Here is a 19,587-nt window from a genome sequence, read left to right as displayed (position 1 = left end):
AAAGAAAAAGTGGGGAGGTAGGCAGAAAAAAGCATTTTCCAATAAAAAACAAAGGCCCTTACGCGACAGCCATGCTTGGGACTGACCCCGTAATGTGAGACAAATCAAAACACCTTCAAGAGAACCTGACCATGTCGTAAGATATGGGGACAACCTTGGAGGTGTTTTTGCGTTGGCAACTAGAGTTAGTTATCCCGTAGAAATTAAAATGAAAGCAATTGAAATGCGTCTTGCAGGTGTCACCAAAAAGCAGATCATGCAGGAACTAAATATTAAAAATAAGACCCAAATTCAACAGTGGATGCGCTGGTATCAGAGCGGAGACATTCATCGTCTTCAACAGCCTGTAGGAAAGCAATATAGTTATGGAAAAGGGCCGATGTACGATTCTGAACTGGAACAAGTCAAAGCAGAGAATCGTTTTCTTAAACAACAACTGGACGTTCTAAAAAAGTTAGAGGAGTGGGAAAGGAGGTGTCACCAGAAGTAATCGTTCCTTGGATGGAGTCCATTCGTGGGCAAGTAAGCGTGAGCCAAGCTTGCGCGTGGCTTGGTATCCCTCGTTCTACCTACTACCGTTGGAAAGCTGCATACGCGAAAAGAAACGAGGATTTAGTTGTGGAAAAGATTCGGCAACTCTGTATTCAACATAAGTTCCGTTATGGGTACAGAAAGATTACAGCACTGATGCGAGCTGAGATGTCAATTAATCATAAACGAATACAACGTATCATGCAGCGTGAACAACTACAATGCCGAGTGAGGATGAAGAAACGAAAGACAACAGGACAACCTTCTTATGTAGCAGATCATCTCCTGCTGCGACAATTTCAAGCAAGTACCCCCATGCAGAAATTAGTGACCGACATTACTTATTTACCTTACGGAAGTAAACTTTTATATTTATCGAGCATCATGGACTTGTACAACGGTGAGATTGTGGCATACAGTATTTCTGACAAACAAGACACATCGCTTGTCCTCGATACGCTATATCAACTGCCAGACCAACCTGGAATGATGCTACATAGCGATCAGGGCAGCGTGTATACGTCTCAGGCGTATCAAGCAGCAGTTAAGGGAAAAGGCATTACCATGAGCATGTCCCGTAAGGGTACGCCCGCTGATAATGCCCCCATCGAGTCGTTTCATTCCACACTAAAGTCTGAAACGTTCTATCTCGATAATTTTATCTGTACGACGACGGCCATCGTTGTACAGATTATCCAAAGCTACATTCATTACTATAACTCAATTCGCATTCAAACGAAACTAAACAACCAGTCACCGATTCAATTTCGGCAACTGGCTGCTTAAATAGCTAAGGTGTTTTGATCCCTGTCCTACGGACGGGGGTCAGTCCCCTTCATGCCTCGCCGTAAGAGCCTTTTTTCTATTGATGTGTTAGTTACTCGCTTGCCCGCCCATTCCGCAACAAGGACTGAATGCATTTCGGCAGCATGTCTTTCAATGTATCAAACGCATAATCAACGTCCAGGCGCTCCGTCCATTGGTGCGCGTCGCGGCCGACGGGGCCGAGGTTCATGACAGGGACGTCGAAGGCTTCCAGCTCCTGGAGCGGAATCGAGTAGCCGTTGTCCCACAGCGGCATGTTGGCGACCAGCGGCTGCATCGACGCGGCCGGGTATTGCAGGCCGACGTAGCTGAGGTCGGAGATTCCGCCGAAGTAGTTTTGCTTGAGCAAGGTCACTTGATGCTGTTCGCGCGCGTATGCTTCCATCTCTGCGACCGTTTGCTGGATCAACGGATGGTTGCGCGAGCTGACGGCCGGGTAGAAAGGTGGGGCAAAGAACAAAATCATCATCGGGGACAGCTCTTTGCACAAAATCGCCAGCTGATCGACCAGCTCGATTGTCGTGTCGCGGTCGTCCTTGTCTTGGCGGTTAGCGATGACATCTGCCTCCAGCTGGCGCAGCTTGTCTTCTCCGTGCGTTTTCAAGGCGTAGGCGTACAGCTCCTCATAGGTCATCACAGAGATCGTCAGGTCGCGCGGGCTGAACGGAGCGAAATTGGCGAACTGGCTGGCGTGGCGAAGGTAGTTTTCGCGGATGCGTTCCGCTACATTGCGGGCTGCGCCAAGCAGCGGCTCCACGACTTCCTCCATTTGTTTTTCCAGCAGGAACAGGTTGAAGAGCGTCACGGCACGATGCGGGATTTGCACCGAGTATTCTTTTTTCAAATCTTTCTGGATCAGGTTGGTAGGCGGCGGAGAAGCTTCGCCGTCCACGACTTCGCAAAAAGAAGTGTTCAGCTCCAGCTCGCACGTAATTTGCGATGCCATGTAGTTCCCGTTCAACCCGGCAAAAGGCTCGCCTACATGCGTTTCTTTTCCGTAGCAGAGGAAGCCTGGCAGGACCTTTCCGATGGAGCCTGTGTACACGTAGGTGTTCTGGTCGCCCGGATAGCGGGTGAACATCGGCTCGGAGTTAAGCACGGTCGTGTAGTGCAAATCAAACTGTTGGGCAATTTCCAAAAGACGAGGAACAGCTGCCCGCATGCCGACGGAGTTTACTTCTTCGTCCGGAACCGTCAGCAAGAGGATGTTGCCGTCAAACTCGCCCGCGCAAGCTTGCTCGATCATGGACATGTGCAGGGTCAAGCCGCATTTCATGTCCATCGTCCCGCGTCCGAACAGCCAGTTGCCGGAACGCAAGTCTTGCTGCACATCGGCAGGCATGTCCGCCTGGTTTTGCTGAAACAGCGGAGTGAGCGTCTTCGGATCAAAGGCATGCTTCATCCAGCCGCCGTAATCCTCCACATCGACTACATCGAAGTGGCTTACCAAAATGACGGTGTCGCGAACGCCCGGTTTTTTGACGAGCGCCGTGACAAAATGACGTCCATCCTCGGTCGGATTGGCCTGAACGTGGTCGGGATTCGCCTGGTAGTAAGGCAATAAACGCAGCTGCTCGACGATGTAGCCAGGCAATTCTTTCTCAGCAGGCGATCCGGTAATGCTCGGGATGTTCACCAAATTGCACAGAAGATCGACGAGTTGCTCTTTTGTTTGCCATTTTTGCATGGGGTATGCCTCCGTTTTCCGTATAGTGAAAACCATTTCCGTTTAGTGGGCAAAAAAATTACGGAGTTGCTCCGATTCTTTTGGAAATTTCCTTGGCGCTTTGCTTGGCGCGATCGATCAAGGTAGCCAATAGCTCCTCTGTGATCCGATAAGTGGGAACACCGATGCTCAGGGCGCCGACCACTCGCTGGTTATAGCCGATGATGGGCGCGGCGATGGAGGCGGTTCCTTCCGTTTTCTCCCCGTAGCTGACAGCGTAACCATTTTCGCGGATGGCGGGGAGCTGCTTCATAAATTCACGCTGCTGCTCAGGATCAGGAATCAGTGCCATGACGGTTCGTTCCGCTTCCCGAGGCTCCATGTTCGCCAAAATCGTTTTGTTGGCCGCGCCGATGTGCAGCGGGATGCGCTCTCCCAGATTGTCGATGCTTCTGACAGTCATGGAGCTTTCCACCCGTTCAAGCACGATGGCGTCATGCCCATCCGGAATATTCAGGTAGACCGACTCGCGCACATCTGCCGCCAACTGCTCCATAACGGTTCGGGAGACTGCCCGCATGTCGATTTTGTCCAGGATGCGCAGACCGATTTCCATCCAGGTGATGCCAAGCTTGTACTGCTTGGTTTCCGGGATCTGCTGAATCAGCCCGTACTTCATGAGACTGCTGATCAGGCGGTGGACTGTACTGATGGGGAGAGATGTCTTCTCTGCGATTTCTGAGATAGACCAGTGCGTCTTGCTTTCGTCAGATGTCAGGACCAAAATGATGCTCATCGCCCGGTCAATCGATTGTACCAAGTTGTTTCCCTCCTGGCTTTCATTTTGCGAATGACGATTTGTCAGATGCTTCGCCAGCTTTTTATGAGATCAATCTATCAGAATTATTCGGACGAATCAACATCATTTCATGCAGACAAAAATTCATTGACAAAAAATTTAAAACTATTTTACATTAGGAGTGTAATTTTGTATTGTAGAAGTCGTTCCACAATACGGAATAATCGACAGTAAAACGAAGCGATGCATCATCGCCGCTGAAACATTTGTTCCACTGACGAGATTTCAAAACAGAAGGGAGATTTTATCATGAAATTTTCTCGTGCGATTGTAAGAAAACCGGGGCAGAGCTACGTGAACGGTCTGACGACTTCCGATCTGGGCAAGCCGGATTTCGCTCTTGCTTTGGAGCAGCATGCTGCTTATGTAGAGGCGCTGAAGCAAGCGGGTCTGGAAGTGACCGTTTTGGAAGCGGACGAGCGTTTCCCGGATTCCACTTTCGTAGAAGATACAGCGGTTCTGACCGAAAAGTGCGCGGTCATCACCAACCCTGGCGCGGACAGCCGCAACGGTGAGATTGAGGACATGAAACAAGTGCTCCCGCGTTTCTATGACACGATTGAATACATTCAGGCTCCGGGCTTCCTTGACGGCGGAGATGTCATGCAGGTAGAAAATCATTTCTATGTGGGCCTGTCCACGCGTACGAACGAGGAAGGCGCGATTCAGTTCCGGGAAATCCTTTCCAAATACGGCTATGAGGTTACGATCGTTCCGCTGAAGGAGTTTTTCCACCTGAAAACGGGCATTGCTTACCTGGGTAACGACACGCTCGTACTCGCAGGCGAATTTATCGACTCCGAAGTGTTCAAAGACTACAAGCATCTGGTAGTGGAAAAAGAAGTGGAGTATTCCGCCAACTGCATCCACATCAATGACCATGTAATCATTCCAAAAGGCTTCGACAGCACGAAAAAACAGATCACGGATGCTGGCTACCAAGTAATCGAGCTGGATATGTCCGAGTTCCGCAAGCAAGATGGAGGATTGAGCTGCCTGTCCCTGCGCTTCTAACGCAGGCAGTTCCTTCCCGGCTTACTTTTTACACATCTATTTTCCACTCACGAGCTGGGGAAAGAGAGGGATTATATGAACGCTGGGAATGACAAGGACAAACAACTGCAACGCTCGATGAAAAGCCGCCATCTTTTTATGCTGTCGCTTGGCGGAGTAATCGGAACGGGGCTTTTTCTGAATGCCGGGTATACGATCAATCAGGCGGGGCCGGGCGGAGCGCTCGTCGCGTTTGTCGTCGGGGGCATTCTGCTGTACCTGGTGATGACCTGCCTGGGTGAGCTTTCCGTGAAAATGCCCGTAACAGGTTCTTTTCAAACGTATGCGACGAAGTACATTGGCCCGGCAAGCGGCTTTACACTCGGATGGATGTACTGGCTCGGTTCAGCGACGACGGCTGGCGTGGAGTTTACTGCGGCCGGCATGGTCATGCAGCGATGGTTCCCGGATACGCCGATCTGGATTTGGTGCGCGCTCTTTATCCTTTTGCTCTTTACCTTCAACGCTCTGACGACCAAAGGATTCGCGGAAACGGAATACTGGTTTGCGGGCATCAAAGTGTTGGCCGTTCTTATCTTCATTATTGTCGGACTAGGTGCTATTTTCGGTATAGTCAGTATAGAGGGGAGGGAAGCTCCGTTCTTCTCCAACTTTTCCGCGGATGGCGGGCTGTTTCCGTTCGGGTTTGCGATTGTCTTCGTCACGATGATGAACGTCGTGTTTTCGTATCAAGGCTCGGAACTGATCGGGATCGCTGCCGGAGAAACGGAAAATCCGCACAAAAACATCCCGCGGGCCATCCGCAATGTCGTTTTCCGGATTCTTGTGTTTTACGTGGCTTCGGTCATGATTTTGTCCGCTCTTTTCCCATCCAGCGAGCTGGGGTTGCTGGAAAGCCCGTTCGTGACCGTATTCGATTCGGTAGGCATTCCGTTTGCGGCGGATATTATGAACTTCGTCATTTTGACAGCGCTTTTATCTGTCGGAAACTCTTGCCTGTACGCAGCTACCCGTTTGCTCTGGGCATTGTCGCACAGCGGGATGGCGCATCCGGCATTCGGCAAGCTGACCAAGCGGAGCGTTCCACTGAACAGCTTGCTTGCGACTCTGGCCTTCTCGCTTTTGTCGCTTCTGACCAGCGTGATCGCGGCTGATACCGTGTACGTTTTGCTGATGTCTGTTTCCGGGATCGCGGTCACGTTTACCTGGATGGGCATTGCCCTGTCCCAATTCAACTTCCGCCGGAAATATTTGCAGGAAGGCGGCAAGCTTGAAGACTTGCAGTTCGTGGCGCCGTTTTACCCGGTGATGCCGCTGTTGTGTCTGGCTTTGTGCACGTTCATCCTCATCTTCCCGGCGTTTGATCCGACGCAGCGGGTAGGGTTGTTTTACGGGATCGGCGCTTTGGCGCTGTTCTATCTCTACTACTATTTGCGCTATGGCCGCAACAAGAAAATCAAGCCGGATATTCCGACCCAAGGCTAGACGATCGGTCAAAATGAAATGCCCCTGCCAGTTGCCGTGGCGGGGCATTTTTGCGTGTCGTGTCAGGTATGGCTGGTTGTTTGGGTCAGATTCAGGTCAGCCCAAACAGTTCAGACAAATACGGATTGACGAACATGCCGTCAGGATCAAGCTGAGCGCGGATCGCGAGGAAGTCGGGCAGGCGCGGGTACAACTGATGCAGATGTTCTGCCGTCATGTTGTGCATTTTTCCCCAATGCGGGCGACCGCCAAAGCGGCGGAAAATTTGCTCCATGCGCGAAAAGTACGCTTCATATGGCATGCCTTTGTACATGTGCACGGCGATAAAGGCGCTGTCTCGTTCGTAAGCGGGACTGAGCCAAATATCGTCCTGTTTCACGTAGCGGCATTCCAGCGGAAAGTGCACGGCAAAGCGTTCTTGCTCGATGGCTTGCCGCATTTCCTTGATGGCTTCGCCCATATGCTCGGCGGGAATGCAATACTCCATCTCGTAAAAACGGACCAGACGCGGCGTGGCAAACAGCTCGTGGCTATAGCCGCTTTCGTTGACGTTCGGGACGCTTTGCGCCGACAGCTTGCTCACGGATTGGGTAAGTGTCGGGCGCAGACGGCAGCTCTCCGAAAGCAGCCAGAACAGACCGTTTTCCACCACCATTTTTTTCATGTAGCTCCATTGCTGATTCGCACTGGATGGCTCAGAGGTTTCATTCATGAATTTGACCTGGACGGTATCGGAGTACGGGAAGGTGTAAAATTCGAAATGACGGTGCGATTGCTTGAATGTATCGAGGGAAGACAAGCATTCATCAAGCGGCATGCGATGGCTTTGGTAGCGAAGGCGGTAAGCAGGCAGGACGCGAAGTTTGACTCGAACGATGATGCCGAGCAATCCAAGGGAGACTTGCATCGCTTTGAACAGATCGGGATGTGACTGCTCTGACACCTCCAGCACTTCGCCTGATGCGGTAACGACCGTCAATCCGACGACTTGTGTCGAGACGCTTCCGAATTGAATGCCCGTGCCATGCGTTCCGGTGCTGACGGCACCTGCGATGGACTGGGCGTTGATATCGCCGAGATTTTCCTGGGAATAGCCCGCCTGATGGAGCAGCGCGCCAAGCGTCTTGAGCTTCGTTCCCGCCCAGACTTCCACGGTTTGCTGCTCTTGGTCGACGTGGACGATTCCTTGCAAGCGATCCAGGGAAAGCAGGCATTCCTCGGTCTGCACGAGTCTGGTAAAAGAATGCCCGGAACCAACGACGCGGATGCGCGTTCCGTCAGCTTTGCAGGCGCGGACGACGGAGATGACCTCATCCAAAGATTGCGGCATGGCAATGTGCCGCGGCTGGCTCTGAACGTTTCCTGTCCAGTTGCTCCAGCGGTTTGTTTTTTTGCTTACAGTGAGCATAGTCCATCCCCCCGGTATGTCGTCACTTCATCAACAACGTTTCCTCCTGAGACACAATAGAGCCGCGAAAAGCGCTCGCACAGCTCGCCCGCTTTGGCATGGCGAAAGAAGACGGGGTCACCCAATTCCAATGTTTCCAACCCGCGATACTGGATGGGGGTTTGCACTTCTCCGGCGCCTTCGTTGGAAATGAGCCGGACACCTTGCGGCAAATACGGTTTGGGCAATCGGTCCGCTCCGGCCGAACCGGAAGCGATATAGCCGCCGCCTGCGCAAGTGTAAATATGCTCGGTCGGCTTGCGGATGATTTCCAGGGCAAAGCCGGCTGCTGGCTGGAAATGAAAGTCTTGATAGTAATCAAAAAGTCCGGGAGAAAAGAAGCCGGAGCCAGCCGTGAGTTCTGTAACGGCGTCTTCTTTTCCCGTATGGTGCAAGCTTCCTGTCCCTCCGCCGTTGACGAAGCGCAGCGAGATTCCCATTGCCGTAAGTGCCTTCATCAGTTCCGCTCTGCGATGTGCCACCTCCTTTACCGATCGTTGCTTCAGCAGTCGAATCAGGCTGTTCTTCATAAATCGCCGGGGATAGCGGTCGCCGACGCCTGCAATTTGCGCTTCGTAGCCCATGATTCCGTCCAGGCGGAGATGCTTGGAGGAAGCAACGCGGGAAGCAAGCGCAACGGCCGACTCCAGAGAACGCAGAGGAGAGCGCCAAACGCCGAAATGCAGGCCCAACATATCGGACGACATGTCTATATCCAGGCAGACGGGAAAAATCACGTCTTGCTCGCGGGCGATTTGTTCCAGATGTTCCACATGGGAGACGGAATCGATCATCAAAGTGATGGTACGGCCTTGCCTGATCTGTTCGCCAAGGGCGAGCAGCCAGCTTTTTTCCCAGACGGGATACCCCAGCAGCAAATCGTCAAAGCCTGCCGCGCACAAATGGAGCGCTTCGGGAGCCGAGAAGCACATAAGCCCGGAAAAGCAGTCATCGAACTGCAACAGATGCTTGAGAAGGGCGACACTGCGGATTGACTTGCTGGCAATCCGAATCGGCTTTCCATTGCTTTGCAAAGCGATCTGCTCGGCATTTTGCTCCAAAAGGTCCAGGTCGACGAAAGCGAATGGCTTTGGAATCCCTGCAAAGGCAGACTGGTAATAACGATAATCCCGCATGGGCAAGCCCCATCCTTTTTGTATGAGTGTAGTAATACGAAAATATTTCTTAAAATTCTACATATTCTATCTTTTTATGTCGTTTCCTTCCAACTTTTTTGGGGGAGTTCCTTGGAAATTACGAACGTTCGGATATAATGTTCGGTTTTTGCTGAATGTAACCGTTTCAAACAAGCTGTTTTCATGTTAAAAAAATGTAAACACGAATAAATGGATGGTCGTATATTGACTTGATTCAGATTATGCGCTACTATACATATGGTTGTTAGCAAGATGAACTGGCTTGATGAATCCTTAATAAATTCGTATATCCTCGAAAATATGGTTTGAGGGTCTCTACAGGGAACCGTAAATTCCCGGCTACGAATGAGGTTGTTTTTTGACATACCTTATTCGTCGGCCGGGAATTTTTTGTGTTGTCGTCCATACAACAACTCAGGGGAGACTGCGCAAGAGTGACTCATGCTTGATAAAAACCAAGTATTCAAACGTGTTTACAGGGAGGAATTGCAGATGAAAAAATACGATGCCATTGTAGTAGGAGCAGGACCAGCCGGAATTTTTACATGCTATGAACTGACGCGAAAAGCGCCGAATGCGAAGGTGCTGCTCATAGATAAAGGCCACGATATTTACAGCAGACGCTGCCCGATTTTGGAAGAGAAAATCAAGCTCTGCCCGCCTCCTGCCGGGAAAAAGGATTACGCAGGCTGTCTTCCGGCCTGTTCGATCACCAGCGGGTTTGGTGGAGCAGGCGCTTACAGTGACGGCAAATTCAACATTACGACGGAGTTCGGCGGATGGATGACGGATTACCTCAATCCTTCGACTGTGCTCGGCTTGATCAAATACGTAGACGAAATCAATCTGGAGCACGGCGCGACCGAGACGATTACCGATCCGACGACAGAGACGATCAAAAGCATTGAACAGCGCGGATACGCGGCAGGGCTGAAGCTGTTGCGCGCCCAGGTTCGCCATTTGGGCACAGAGCAAAACCTGGAGATTTTGCAGTCGATTTTTGAATACTTGAAGGAACGGATCGACATGATGTTCAAGACAGAGGTCGAGGATATTTTGACGGTCAAGGAAGACGGAGGTCATCGGGTCAAAGGGGTTGTCCTGAAAAACGGGGAAGAATACGAAAGCGATTTTGTCGTGATCGGCCCTGGACGGGACGGTTCCGCCTGGCTGACCAGCATTTTGAAAAAACGCCGCCTGAAAATGTACAACAATCAGGTGGACGTCGGGGTGCGCGTAGAGACATCAGATGTCGTGATGCGCGAGATCAACGAGCATCTGTACGAGGGCAAGTTCATTTTCAACACGTCTGTCGGCACACGGGTTCGCACGTTTTGCAGCAATCCGTCCGGGCACGTGGTCGTGGAAAACCACAGCGGGGTGATGGCGGCAAATGGTCACTCCTACAAGGACCCGGCTCTCGGCTCGCCGAATACGAACTTCGCGCTGCTCGTATCCCACACGTTTACAGAGCCTTTTGACAAGCCGAATGAATACGCGCGGGAAATATGCAAACGGGCAAACGATTTGTCCAACGGCGGCGTCATCGTGCAAAAGTACGGCGATATTTTGCGGGCGCGCCGCTCGACTGAAGCGCGGATCAGGGAAGGCTTCCTGGAGCCGACCTTGAAGGAAGCGGTACCGGGCGACCTGGGACTGGTCTTGCCGTACAACACGATGAAAAGCTTGATAGAAATGGTAGAGGCGCTCGACAAGGTTACGCCGGGAATCGCCTCGGAGCACACGCTGTTTTACGGGGTGGAGGCGAAATTTTACTCGGCTCGTCCGAAGCTTACAGAGGAGTTTGAAACAGAGATCAAAGGATTGTTCTGCGGTGGCGACGGCGCGGGAATCACACGCGGCTTGGCGCAGGCGGGAGCGGCAGGCGTCTGGATGGCGCGCAGCATGGTCAAACGGATGAGCTAATAAAAGAAGAAGGGCTTCTACCTGAACAGCGATGTGTTTAGGTAGAGGCCCTTTTATGCAATCGTATTCAAGTTTTCCGTCATCTTTTTCAGCACCCGATTAAAGACAGCCAACTCGCTCTCATCCAAATCGCGCAGGGCGACGTCTTCCAGGTCGCGGGCAGCTTGCAGCCACTCGGGGAAGCGCTCGATAGCGGCTGGCGAGAGCGAGACGTACCGTTCGCGCTTGTCGTCACCCTCGGAGCGGATGATCCAGCCCATTTCCTCCAGCCGGGTCAATGTCCGGGTAATGGTAGGGGCCTCCACGTTCAAGTAATTGCTCAACTGCACCTGTGTCAGCGAGCTGCGATAGTGCAGGCAGAGAATGATGCTCCATTGCGAGCTATATAATCCCATGGGCGACATGATTCCATTCAAGGTTTTACTGAAAACTCTGGCAGTTTGGCCGATCTTGTGACCGTAGTGTTGCATGAATATCAGACCTCCAGAAAAAACTGGTTCGATACGATGCGCTTGATTGCTTAAGTAAATATGTACAAATAAAATAGTAGCAGGTAATGACATATAAGTAAATGTTTATTCGAATGTAAAAAAGGCATTTTTCCGAACAAAAAACAAAGCTGATGACAGTCGTTCCCCGTCGCTCAGCTTTGTGCACACACGATTTTGCGTTCAGTTGTTCACTACTTTTAACTGGCGGACAAAATGCCGAGCGGGCCAGATTCGTCTATAATCGACTGCAAGTCGTAGACGGAGATCGGGAACATCGGAAACCCGACGTAATAAGGCGTGATTTCATACAATTGGAAATAAATAACAAGCGATTTGTCTGCGAGATAGAAGTCCTGATCTGGCTTGATTGTGGTAAAATTACCTAAAGTAGGAATATCGCGCTCTTTGATTTGTCGCTTGATATTTTCCGACAGGACCGTGACGTAGTCGCTGCCCGGCTTGAACAGATCGCGCAAGGTGTAGAGCTTGCCTGTCTGGGTATTGGCTGTTACAGACCCGAGAAAAGTCATTCCGTGAGCCATTTGCGGGGTGTACGCGTAGTTGCTGAGTGTCACGCTGAAAATGCCGCGTTCATTCGTCTTGATTTCAAAGCTGCCTTGCATCTGTGTATTTCCCGGCACCTGCACTCGTTGCTGCTCGTGGATCAAGCCTTGCACCGTTTGCAAAATGGCCCGGTTGATGTCTTTTTCCGCCTGCTGGTTGGCCAGTCCTGCCAGCTGCGGGTAGTAAATCGTGGTGTTTGGACGGTTGATGGTCCGCGTCAGCACAGTGGCTGGCAACAGATTGAGTTGTTCTTCCACAGTTCCAGTTCCTTTCCAAATAGCTTAAAATAAGGGGAGATGATAGTAGCCTATTCTCCAATCGTTTTGGCTGTTCTCACTTTTTTCACAAATTAGTCAATCTGCACGCGATATAATGGTTAAAGAATCCGATACATAAGTAACAGGAAAAGGGGGGCACTTATGATTCAATTGGTTCGTAACACCTTGACGGACAAAGAAGGCTTTATGATTTTTATCCTATGGAACCACCTGTGGATGGCGGGACTGATTGCTTATCAGGTCGATGCAAACTTCTGGAAAGTGACGTCCCTCGGATTGCTGGTCACCCTCATTGTGTCACCGTTTTACTTCATCAAAAGGGACAGTCATGTCATTCGTTACCTGGTAGCGATTGGACTCATGTTTTACGCGATCTCATTCGATCACTTTACTACCTATCCAGAGGTAACTTTTCTCGCATTCATTGTCATGGGATTTTTGGCAGCCTACCTCGACTGGAAGTTGGTAGTGTCGGCGGGAATCGCGCAGATTGTTGTGACTCTGGTCGGCTTTTATACAGGCTCCTACGAAATTTTTAGCGGCGACTTCACGGAACTGAATCTGGTGCTGCGGATTGTAGCGATCCTCATGATGATGGGGGCTGTAACGTACCTCTGTCTGGCTGGACAAGCTTCTCTCAGCAAGGCGAATATCGCCCGACAGGAAGCAGAGGAAAAAGAACGCCGTCTGGGAGAAATGCTCGTACATATTCAACAGATGACGGGGCAGATTGACCGCACGACAGAGCATGTGCACGAGCATGCCGAAGGAACGAAACGCAATACGGACGAGATGATGATTGCGTTTCGCGAAGTTGCGACTGGCATGGAATCGCAGGCCAATTCGACTGTGAAGATCGAAGAAGAGGTGCAGTCGATCGACCAGGAGATCGTGGCGGTAACGACGCAGACGAATGCGATGAAGAGCGAGTCCGATCAAAACAACCAGCGCCTGAAAGACAGTGTGGGCATGATGAACGAGCTTTCGCAGCAAATGGAACAGATCGTGTCTGCGGTCAATGTGGCTGCTGCGACGATTCACCAGCTCAATCGCCAGGCGAACCGGGTAGAAGAAATCGTGGGAGCGATCAACCAGATTGCTACGCAAACGAATCTTTTGGCGCTCAACGCCGCCATCGAGTCAGCGCGGGCTGGCGAGCATGGACGCGGTTTCGCTGTAGTAGCTGACGAAGTGCGCAAGCTGGCTGAGCAAAGCGCGACCGCTACCCAGGAGATTACGGAAATTCTCAAATCGCTCCATCAGGAGAGCGAGAACGCTGTGCAGCAAATCAGCAACGGAGAGGCGTCTGTAGCCAAAGGACAGGAGCTGGCTGTAAAAACGGTGGCTTCGATCGAGGCAGTGCGCTCCGGCATGGTGGCATTCCTGCAAGCGGCCGAGCATGTCGGTTCCAGCATGAACCGGGTCAAAATGCGTTCAGGCGAAGTGGCGATGGAGATGTCGACGATTACGGCCGTCACCGAACAATCGGTTGCCAACCTGGAAGAGCTTTTTGCCACCGCAGAAAATCAGCATCAAAAGGTGCGGGAAATTACCGAAGAGCTGGGTGAGCTTAGCAACCTGTCGCATCGACTCCAGCAAACCTTTCAAACGAAATAAACAAACTGGCGGAAACAATCTGAAAAAACAATTGCTTTTTCAGAGCGTTCTGCTAGAATAAGTTCATTGTAACTCAATAGATGATCTACCTTATCGAGAGCGGCGGAGGGACTGGCCCTATGAAGCCCGGCAACCACTGGACATGCGAGACATGTACAGAAAGGTGCCAATTCCTGCAAAACCTGTACCGGGGTTTTGACAGATGAGGAAGAGGACGGCTTCGGACGCAAACTCTTCCTTCGGGAAGAGTTTTTTTTCGTTAGAAGGGGAGGATGGATAGAGGAGGAATAACGAACGATAAAATAATTTTAATGTGAAATATTCGTGTTTAGTATTGATCTTTTTGTCGAAAAACCGTACATTATGGTTAGGATAGAGAAAACGGAGAACGTTCAGATAGGGGAGAGAGACACCATGAAGAAGTTGTTGTTGGCATTGACTACTTTTGCTGTTTTGGCTGCGGGTTGTTCAGCAGGCGGGAATGCACCTGCCGGGAACGCATCGACTGATAAGCCGAAAGAGCAAGCGGCAGGACAAGAAGGTGCAGCGAAGAAACGCGTTGCCTTGATTTTGCCGGAAAAAATCGGCGTGAACCCATTCTTCCAGCAAATGGACGAGGGCGCGAAAAAAGCAGGACAAGAATTTGGCGCGGAAGTAAAAAGCATCGAGTCGACTGACCATGGTGCGATCGAAGAGAACTTGCGCGTAGCCGTAGCGGAAAACTACGACCTGATCATCACTTCTTCTTTTGAAGCAGAAGACGCACTGAAAAAAGTAGCCGCAGAAAACCCTGATCGCAACTTCGCGATTATTGATACAGTAGTCGATTTGCCAAATGTGCGCAGCGTTACTTTCCGCGAGCAGGAAGCAGCTTACCTGATGGGGGCGGCGGCAGGTCTTGCCACGAAAACAAACAAAGTCGGCATGGTTGTCGCAATGGACATTCCGCTTCTGAAAAAATGGACAGGCGGATTCCAGGAAGGCTTGAAATCGACCAATCCGAATGCAGAATTTCTGGTAAACTACGTGGGCAGCTTCACTGACCCGGCAAAAGCGAAAGAGCTGGCTCTGCTGCAAGCATCCAAAGGCGCTGACTTCATCAACGGAGCAGCTGCGGTAGGCGATCTCGGCGTATTCGAAGCCGCGAAGGAAAAAGGCTTCTTTACAGCAGGACAAGACGTTGACCGCACGACGATTGACCCTGAGCACATCGTATTGTCCCAACTGAAAGGGACAGACGCAGCAGCGTATGAAACTGTGAAATCGTTTGTGGAAGGTTCTTTCAAACCAGGTGTCGTCAACTACGGATTGAAAGAAAAAGGCGTAGGCGTAACGTATGTGACTCACGAAAGCAAAACACCGCTGAACGCTTTCATCGGCCAGGAAGTTGTGGACAAAGTAAAAGCGATCAGTGAAGAGATCATTGCTGGTACCCGCAAAGTGCCGGATCGTTCTAAAAGCTAGTGCACAGAGCTTGATTGTGACCGACTACGGCTGTGTAGTCGGTCTTCCTTATATGCGAAAGGAAAGCGTAAAGAAGGGGGAGCAAGGATGACCTATCGTTTGGAAATGCGCGCCATGACCAAGAAATACGGAGATTTTATTGCAAACGACAAGGTCTCGTTCTCGCTTGCTGCCGGAGAAGTGCACGCGATCGTCGGTGAGAACGGAGCGGGCAAGACGACGTTGATGAGGATGTTGTACGGCATGGAGCAGCCTACGTCCGGCGATATCGTGCTAAACGGCAAGCCGGTCGCTTTTCGCGGGCCACAGGACGCCATTGGCAACGGAATCGGGATGGTGCACCAGCACTTCATGCTGTTCGGCGAGTTCAGCGTGGCCGAAAACATCGTGATTGGCTACGAACCGCAGCAGGCCGGGTTTTTCCGCCGCCATGACGCTGTGCAAAAAGTGCGCGAGCTAAGCGAAAAGTTCCGTATTCCGATTGATCCACAGGCAAAAGTGTCCAATTGCTCGGTGGGAGAACAGCAGCGGGTCGAGATTTTGAAAGTGCTGTACCAGGGCGCAGACATCATCGTGCTGGACGAACCGACCGCTGTGTTGACTCCGCTGGAGGTTCGCGACTTGCTGCAAACGATTCGCAATCTGGCGGAGAGCGGGAAAAGCGTGATTTTGATTACGCACAAGCTCCAGGAAGTAATGGAGGTAGCGGACCGCATCACGGTGCTGCGCGGCGGCAAGGTGACGGGTACGGTTGCGCGCGAGCAGACAAATGTGGACGATTTGGCCCGGTTGATGGTCGGCCGCGAGTTGCAAGAGCTGAGTGAGCGCGTCGCTTTGGAGCAGGGGCCGCTTTTGCAGGTGGAAAATTTGTCGGTGCGCGAAAAGCAGACGTTGCTCGACCGGGTCAGCTTTACCGTCCATCACGGCGAGATCGTGGGAATTGCCGGAGTGTCTGGCAACGGACAGTCCGAGTTGCTGCAAGCCGTGAGCGGTTTGCGGGCGGCACAGGAGGGAACAGTGCGGCTGGGCGGCAAGGATGTCACCAACAAATCTGTGGCGACAATCCGGGAAGCGGGTCTGGCCCATATTCCCGAGGATCGTTATATGTGGGGAACCGCCAAGCTGGAAAGTGTCGAAGAGAACGCGTTGATGGGCTATCAGCGCAAGCCTGCATTCAATCGGCGCGGCATCGTACTGCGGGAAGCTTTTCGCCAGGTTGTGACTGGCTGGGTGGAGCGATTCGCGATCAAGACTGGTTCGCGGCAGCTTCAGGAGCTTGCCGGGAATTTGTCGGGCGGAAATTTGCAGAAGCTGATCGTCGCGCGGGAGCTGGGGCATGAAACCCCGTTTTTGATCGCGGCTGAGCCGACGCGCGGTGTCGATATCGGAGCGATGGAGTACATCCATCAGGCGCTGATCGACAAGCGCAACGCAGGAGACGGAATTTTGCTGGTGTCATCCGAGCTGTCGGAAATTTTGGCGCTGTCGGATCGCATTTTGGTGATGTACAAAGGGCGGATCGCCGGAGAGCTTTCGCGCAAAGAGGCAACCGAGGAAAAAATCAGCGTGTTAATGGCGGGAGGAAGCGTTCATGGCAGCAATCAAAGAGCTGTGTAAATCACTGGTTCAGCCGCTTTTGGCGATTGTCATCGGCCTGTTGATCGGGGCGCTCGTCATCGCATCGGTAGGGGAATCGATCTTGGGCACCTATCAGGAAATGTGGAAGGGAGCATTCGGAAGCTTTTACTTCTTCGTTTCCACGTTGGCGAGAGCAACACCGATCATGCTGATCGCCCTGGGGCTGTCGCTTGCTTTTCGGGCGGGAGTATTCAACCTGGGGGCAGAAGGCCAAATGGTGCTTGGCGCCATCAGTGCTACGCTGGTAGCCATTTACTTGCCTGCGCCGGGAATCGTGAAGCTGGTGGCTGCGATTGTGACGGGAATGGCCGTTGGCGGGCTTTGGGGGCTACTGCCGGGCATCATGGAAGCGCGGTTTCGGATTCCGCTGCTGATTTCTTCCTTGCTGTTCAACTACATTGCCGTCTTGTTTGCCAGCTATCTGGTCACGGAGCCGTTTCGGGACAGGACTGGTTCGGCAGCTTTGGCGCAAACGGTCATGCTGGACAAGAGCGTCTGGCTTCCCAAGCTGTTCGCAGGGATGAGCGTGCACGCCGGGTTTTTGTTTGCCATTGTCGGCGCTTTGATCCTGTTCTGGGTCATCCGCTTTACGCCGTTCGGCTATGAAGTGAAAATGCTCGGGCAAAACCCGTTGTTCGCTCAATACGGCGGGATCAACCGCATCCGCGTCATGCTGACAGGCATGTTTGCCAGCGGTGGTCTGGCGGGCCTGGCAGGGACGGTCGAGGTGCTGGGGGCGCACTACCGTTTTGTCGATGGCGCTTTGACTGTACCGAACTTCGCCTGGACGGGCCTGATGGCGACGCTCTTGGCAAACTCCCATCCGGTCGGGATTATTTTTACCTCGATCCTGCTGGCTGCTTTTCAGACTGGAGCGATGGGCGTGGAGCGGAACACAGACGTGCCGTTGGAGCTGGCAAGCGTCATCTCGGCAGTGCTGATCCTGTTTATTTCGGCAAAATTCAGCTACGACTGGTGGAAACAGCGGAAAGCAAAAGGGGGAGAATCGCATGGAGCTGCTTGATTGGTCCCTCGTCAGTTCTACCATTCGCATGGTGACACCGATATTGCTGGCTGCTTTGGGCGGAGCGCTGTGCTCGCGTGTAGGCATTTTTAATGTGGGGCTGGAAGGCATGGTGCTGGCCGGAGCCTTTTCCGCGATTGTTGGCAACCACTTTACCGGGAATTTGTTTCTGGCGATCTTGATTGCGGCGTTGACGAGTGTTTTGTTCGCTCTGTTGTTTGCCTATATGACGATCAAGCTCAAAGCAAACGAGATCGTCGTCGGGGTAGCGATCAATTTCCTCGCGCTCGGTCTGACGACGTTTGCGCTGCGGGCGATTTTTGGCGTCAAAGGGGCTTTTTACGATAAAGATATGGCGGGCTTGCCGAAGTGGGACATCCCTGTGATCAAAGATATTCCGGGTGTCGGCGAGGTATTTTCCGGGCATTCTCCGCTTGTTTATTTCGCGTTTTTGGCTGCGATTGCGCTTTATGTGTTCTTTTACAAGACTGTCACTGGTTTTCGGGTTCTTGCCGTCGGATCGAATCCGGTTGCGGCTCGCAGCCTCGGGTTGAAAGTAACGGGCTTGCAGGTGCTGGCTATCGTCATCTGCGGCGCTTTGTGCGGACTCGCAGGGGCACAGCTTTCGTTGGGCCAGGTGACGATGTTCTCCGAGGGCATGACCGCCGGACGCGGCTTTATCGCTTTGGTGGCGATGATGATGGGGCAGTCCCATCCAGTCGGAATACTGGCGTCGAGCTTTTTGTTTGGCTTGATGGATGCGCTGAGCATTCGTCTGCAAGGCTTCTCGCTGCCAACGCAATTCACTTCCATGCTGCCGTATTTGCTCACGGTTGCCGCGATGTTCTTCCTGAAAGAGCGCATGCAGGCGGCGAGCAACAATCAGCAGAGCACCCGTTAACAAAGAACAGTCAGCGAAGAAAAGGGGGTACGCAACATGAACAAGGCAGATCGGATCAAACGGATGAAAGTGCCCGCAGTCGACCCGGCACTGGCAAAAAGGCTTCCGCCAGGACAAATTTTGACCGAGCGCTTTCCGATTTTGCATGAGGGAGAAGTCCCGGTTTACGACATGAAGGAATGGACATTGCGCGTGTTTGGCGAGGTAGATCGCGAAGTTACACTGAGCTACGAGCAAATCATGGAGATGCCGCAAGTCACCGTGACCAGCGATATTCACTGCGTGACGCGCTGGTCGCGTTTTGACAATGCGTTTACAGGCGTGCGGTTCCGCGACTTTTTGCAGGCAATCGGGGTAGTGCCGCAGGCATCGTACGTCATGCTGCACGGCGATCACGACTATACGGCGAACGTGCCGCTCGCTGACTTGATGCGCCCTGACGTGCTGTTGGCCCACTCCTTCGACGGAGAGCCGCTGACGGACAAGCATGGCTGGCCCTTGCGCCTGACTGTGCCGCACCTGTACTTCTGGAAAAGCGTGAAGTGGCTACGAGGCATTGAGTTTATTTCGGAAAACACCCCCGGATTTTGGGAGCAAAACGGCTTTCACCTGATCGCAGACCCGTTCCGCGAAGAGCGGTTCTCCGGTGAAGCGCTGCCGATTCCCGAAGACGAATGGGAGAAAAAGGAGTTTGATTGAG

General features: G+C 52.2%; 16 protein-coding genes and 2 riboswitches. Of the genes, 10 read left to right on the top strand and 6 right to left on the bottom strand.

All coding sequences use genetic code 11. The annotated features are described in order from the left end of the window. Window positions 1-172: 172 nt before the first annotated feature. A protein-coding gene (locus tag HP435_RS27055) for an IS3 family transposase (protein WP_122966905.1) occupies window positions 173-1,317 on the top strand; the annotation gives its coding sequence in 2 pieces (ribosomal slippage) (window positions 173-446 and window positions 446-1,317; 1,146 coding nt in all). Window positions 1,318-1,408: 91 nt separating this feature from the next. On the opposite strand, the gene HP435_RS27050 is transcribed toward HP435_RS27055, so the two are convergent. Continuing rightward, on the bottom strand, window positions 1,409-3,043 hold the full coding sequence (locus HP435_RS27050; protein WP_122962498.1) for a M20/M25/M40 family metallo-hydrolase: 1,635 nt from the start codon (window positions 3,041-3,043) through the stop codon (window positions 1,409-1,411). A 58-nt stretch (window positions 3,044-3,101) separates the two neighbouring features. Next, window positions 3,102-3,842, bottom strand: coding sequence for an IclR family transcriptional regulator (locus HP435_RS27045; protein WP_173599075.1), 741 nt, complete (start codon window positions 3,840-3,842; stop codon window positions 3,102-3,104). A gap of 288 nt (window positions 3,843-4,130) precedes the next feature. Between HP435_RS27045 and HP435_RS27040 the strand changes: the two genes are divergently transcribed. Beyond that, a complete protein-coding gene (locus HP435_RS27040) occupies window positions 4,131-4,895 on the top strand; it encodes a dimethylarginine dimethylaminohydrolase family protein (protein ID WP_063228884.1) in 765 nt (254 codons plus the stop codon). Window positions 4,896-4,970: 75 nt separating this feature from the next. Beyond that, window positions 4,971-6,380 carry an amino acid permease gene (locus HP435_RS27035; RefSeq protein WP_173599074.1) on the top strand — a complete coding sequence of 470 codons (1,410 nt, stop codon included), beginning with the start codon at window positions 4,971-4,973 and terminating at the stop codon, window positions 6,378-6,380. Between the two features lie 91 nt (window positions 6,381-6,471). Here HP435_RS27035 and HP435_RS27030 read toward each other — a convergent pair whose 3' ends face one another. Beyond that, on the bottom strand, window positions 6,472-7,788 hold the full coding sequence (locus HP435_RS27030; protein ID WP_173599073.1) for a D-arabinono-1,4-lactone oxidase: 1,317 nt from the start codon (window positions 7,786-7,788) through the stop codon (window positions 6,472-6,474). After that, window positions 7,776-8,963 (bottom strand): amino acid deaminase/aldolase, encoded by a 1,188-nt coding sequence (locus HP435_RS27025; RefSeq protein WP_173599072.1) that lies wholly within the window; start codon window positions 8,961-8,963, stop codon window positions 7,776-7,778. Before HP435_RS27025 ends, HP435_RS27030 begins: the two co-directional genes overlap by 13 nt. A 283-nt stretch (window positions 8,964-9,246) precedes the next feature. Continuing rightward, a riboswitch (purine riboswitch) is annotated at window positions 9,247-9,346 on the top strand. A gap of 130 nt (window positions 9,347-9,476) precedes the next feature. Between HP435_RS27025 and HP435_RS27020 the strand changes: the two genes are divergently transcribed. Then, entirely contained in the window at window positions 9,477-10,910 is a 1,434-nt protein-coding gene (locus HP435_RS27020) for an NAD(P)/FAD-dependent oxidoreductase (protein WP_173599071.1), read from the top strand. A gap of 53 nt (window positions 10,911-10,963) precedes the next feature. Here the strand turns inward: HP435_RS27020 and HP435_RS27015 are convergent, their stop codons facing one another. Further along, window positions 10,964-11,380, bottom strand: coding sequence for a MarR family winged helix-turn-helix transcriptional regulator (locus tag HP435_RS27015; RefSeq protein ID WP_063228891.1), 417 nt, complete (start codon window positions 11,378-11,380; stop codon window positions 10,964-10,966). Between the two features lie 218 nt (window positions 11,381-11,598). After that, a complete protein-coding gene (locus HP435_RS27010) occupies window positions 11,599-12,222 on the bottom strand; it encodes a DUF3298 and DUF4163 domain-containing protein (protein WP_122962504.1) in 624 nt (207 codons plus the stop codon). 162 nt (window positions 12,223-12,384) lie between these two features. Here HP435_RS27010 and HP435_RS27005 point away from each other — a divergent pair, with 162 nt between their 5' ends. The 6 genes from HP435_RS27005 to HP435_RS26980 all read left to right on the top strand — a co-directional run bounded on the left by HP435_RS27005 (window position 12,385) and on the right by HP435_RS26980 (window position 19,586). Further along, the gene (locus tag HP435_RS27005; protein ID WP_122962505.1) at window positions 12,385-13,860 is read left to right on the top strand and encodes a methyl-accepting chemotaxis protein; all 1,476 of its coding nucleotides are present in this window, start codon (window positions 12,385-12,387) and stop codon (window positions 13,858-13,860) included. An 87-nt stretch (window positions 13,861-13,947) separates the two neighbouring features. Continuing rightward, window positions 13,948-14,069: riboswitch (SAM riboswitch) on the top strand. A gap of 205 nt (window positions 14,070-14,274) precedes the next feature. Then, window positions 14,275-15,324 (top strand): BMP family lipoprotein, encoded by a 1,050-nt coding sequence (locus HP435_RS27000; protein ID WP_173599070.1) that lies wholly within the window; start codon window positions 14,275-14,277, stop codon window positions 15,322-15,324. Window positions 15,325-15,411: 87 nt separating this feature from the next. Continuing rightward, window positions 15,412-16,941, top strand: a complete 1,530-nt coding sequence (locus HP435_RS26995; RefSeq protein ID WP_173596326.1) for an ABC transporter ATP-binding protein — start codon at window positions 15,412-15,414, stop codon at window positions 16,939-16,941. Next, complete coding sequence (locus tag HP435_RS26990; RefSeq protein WP_122962508.1) at window positions 16,916-17,986, top strand: ABC transporter permease; 1,071 nt, start codon at window positions 16,916-16,918, stop codon at window positions 17,984-17,986. Before HP435_RS26995 ends, HP435_RS26990 begins: the two co-directional genes overlap by 26 nt. Beyond that, complete coding sequence (locus HP435_RS26985) at window positions 17,973-18,887, top strand: ABC transporter permease (protein WP_173596327.1); 915 nt, start codon at window positions 17,973-17,975, stop codon at window positions 18,885-18,887. Before HP435_RS26990 ends, HP435_RS26985 begins: the two co-directional genes overlap by 14 nt. 36 nt (window positions 18,888-18,923) lie before the next feature. Beyond that, window positions 18,924-19,586 carry a sulfite oxidase-like oxidoreductase gene (locus HP435_RS26980; RefSeq protein ID WP_122962510.1) on the top strand — a complete coding sequence of 221 codons (663 nt, stop codon included), beginning with the start codon at window positions 18,924-18,926 and terminating at the stop codon, window positions 19,584-19,586. The last annotated feature ends 1 nt before the right edge of the window (window position 19,587 follow it).

The organism is Brevibacillus sp. HD3.3A (assembly GCF_013284375.2).
Classification (GTDB): Bacteria; Bacillota; Bacilli; order Brevibacillales; family Brevibacillaceae; genus Brevibacillus; species Brevibacillus parabrevis.
This window is presented reverse-complemented; position numbering and strand designations above follow the sequence as displayed.

Coding starts and splice junctions, on each gene's coding strand:
- HP435_RS27050 (WP_122962498.1), bottom strand. CDS start 3,043: ATGCAAAAATGGCAAACAAAAGAGCAACTCGTCGATCTTCTGTGCAAT.
- HP435_RS27040 (WP_063228884.1), top strand. CDS start 4,131: ATGAAATTTTCTCGTGCGATTGTAAGAAAACCGGGGCAGAGCTACGTG.
- HP435_RS27035 (WP_173599074.1), top strand. CDS start 4,971: ATGAACGCTGGGAATGACAAGGACAAACAACTGCAACGCTCGATGAAA.
- HP435_RS27030 (WP_173599073.1), bottom strand. CDS start 7,788: ATGCTCACTGTAAGCAAAAAAACAAACCGCTGGAGCAACTGGACAGGA.
- HP435_RS27025 (WP_173599072.1), bottom strand. CDS start 8,963: ATGCGGGATTATCGTTATTACCAGTCTGCCTTTGCAGGGATTCCAAAG.
- HP435_RS27020 (WP_173599071.1), top strand. CDS start 9,477: ATGAAAAAATACGATGCCATTGTAGTAGGAGCAGGACCAGCCGGAATT.
- HP435_RS27015 (WP_063228891.1), bottom strand. CDS start 11,380: ATGCAACACTACGGTCACAAGATCGGCCAAACTGCCAGAGTTTTCAGT.
- HP435_RS27005 (WP_122962505.1), top strand. CDS start 12,385: ATGATTCAATTGGTTCGTAACACCTTGACGGACAAAGAAGGCTTTATG.
- HP435_RS27000 (WP_173599070.1), top strand. CDS start 14,275: ATGAAGAAGTTGTTGTTGGCATTGACTACTTTTGCTGTTTTGGCTGCG.
- HP435_RS26995 (WP_173596326.1), top strand. CDS start 15,412: ATGACCTATCGTTTGGAAATGCGCGCCATGACCAAGAAATACGGAGAT.
- HP435_RS26990 (WP_122962508.1), top strand. CDS start 16,916: ATGGCAGCAATCAAAGAGCTGTGTAAATCACTGGTTCAGCCGCTTTTG.
- HP435_RS26985 (WP_173596327.1), top strand. CDS start 17,973: ATGGAGCTGCTTGATTGGTCCCTCGTCAGTTCTACCATTCGCATGGTG.
- HP435_RS26980 (WP_122962510.1), top strand. CDS start 18,924: ATGAACAAGGCAGATCGGATCAAACGGATGAAAGTGCCCGCAGTCGAC.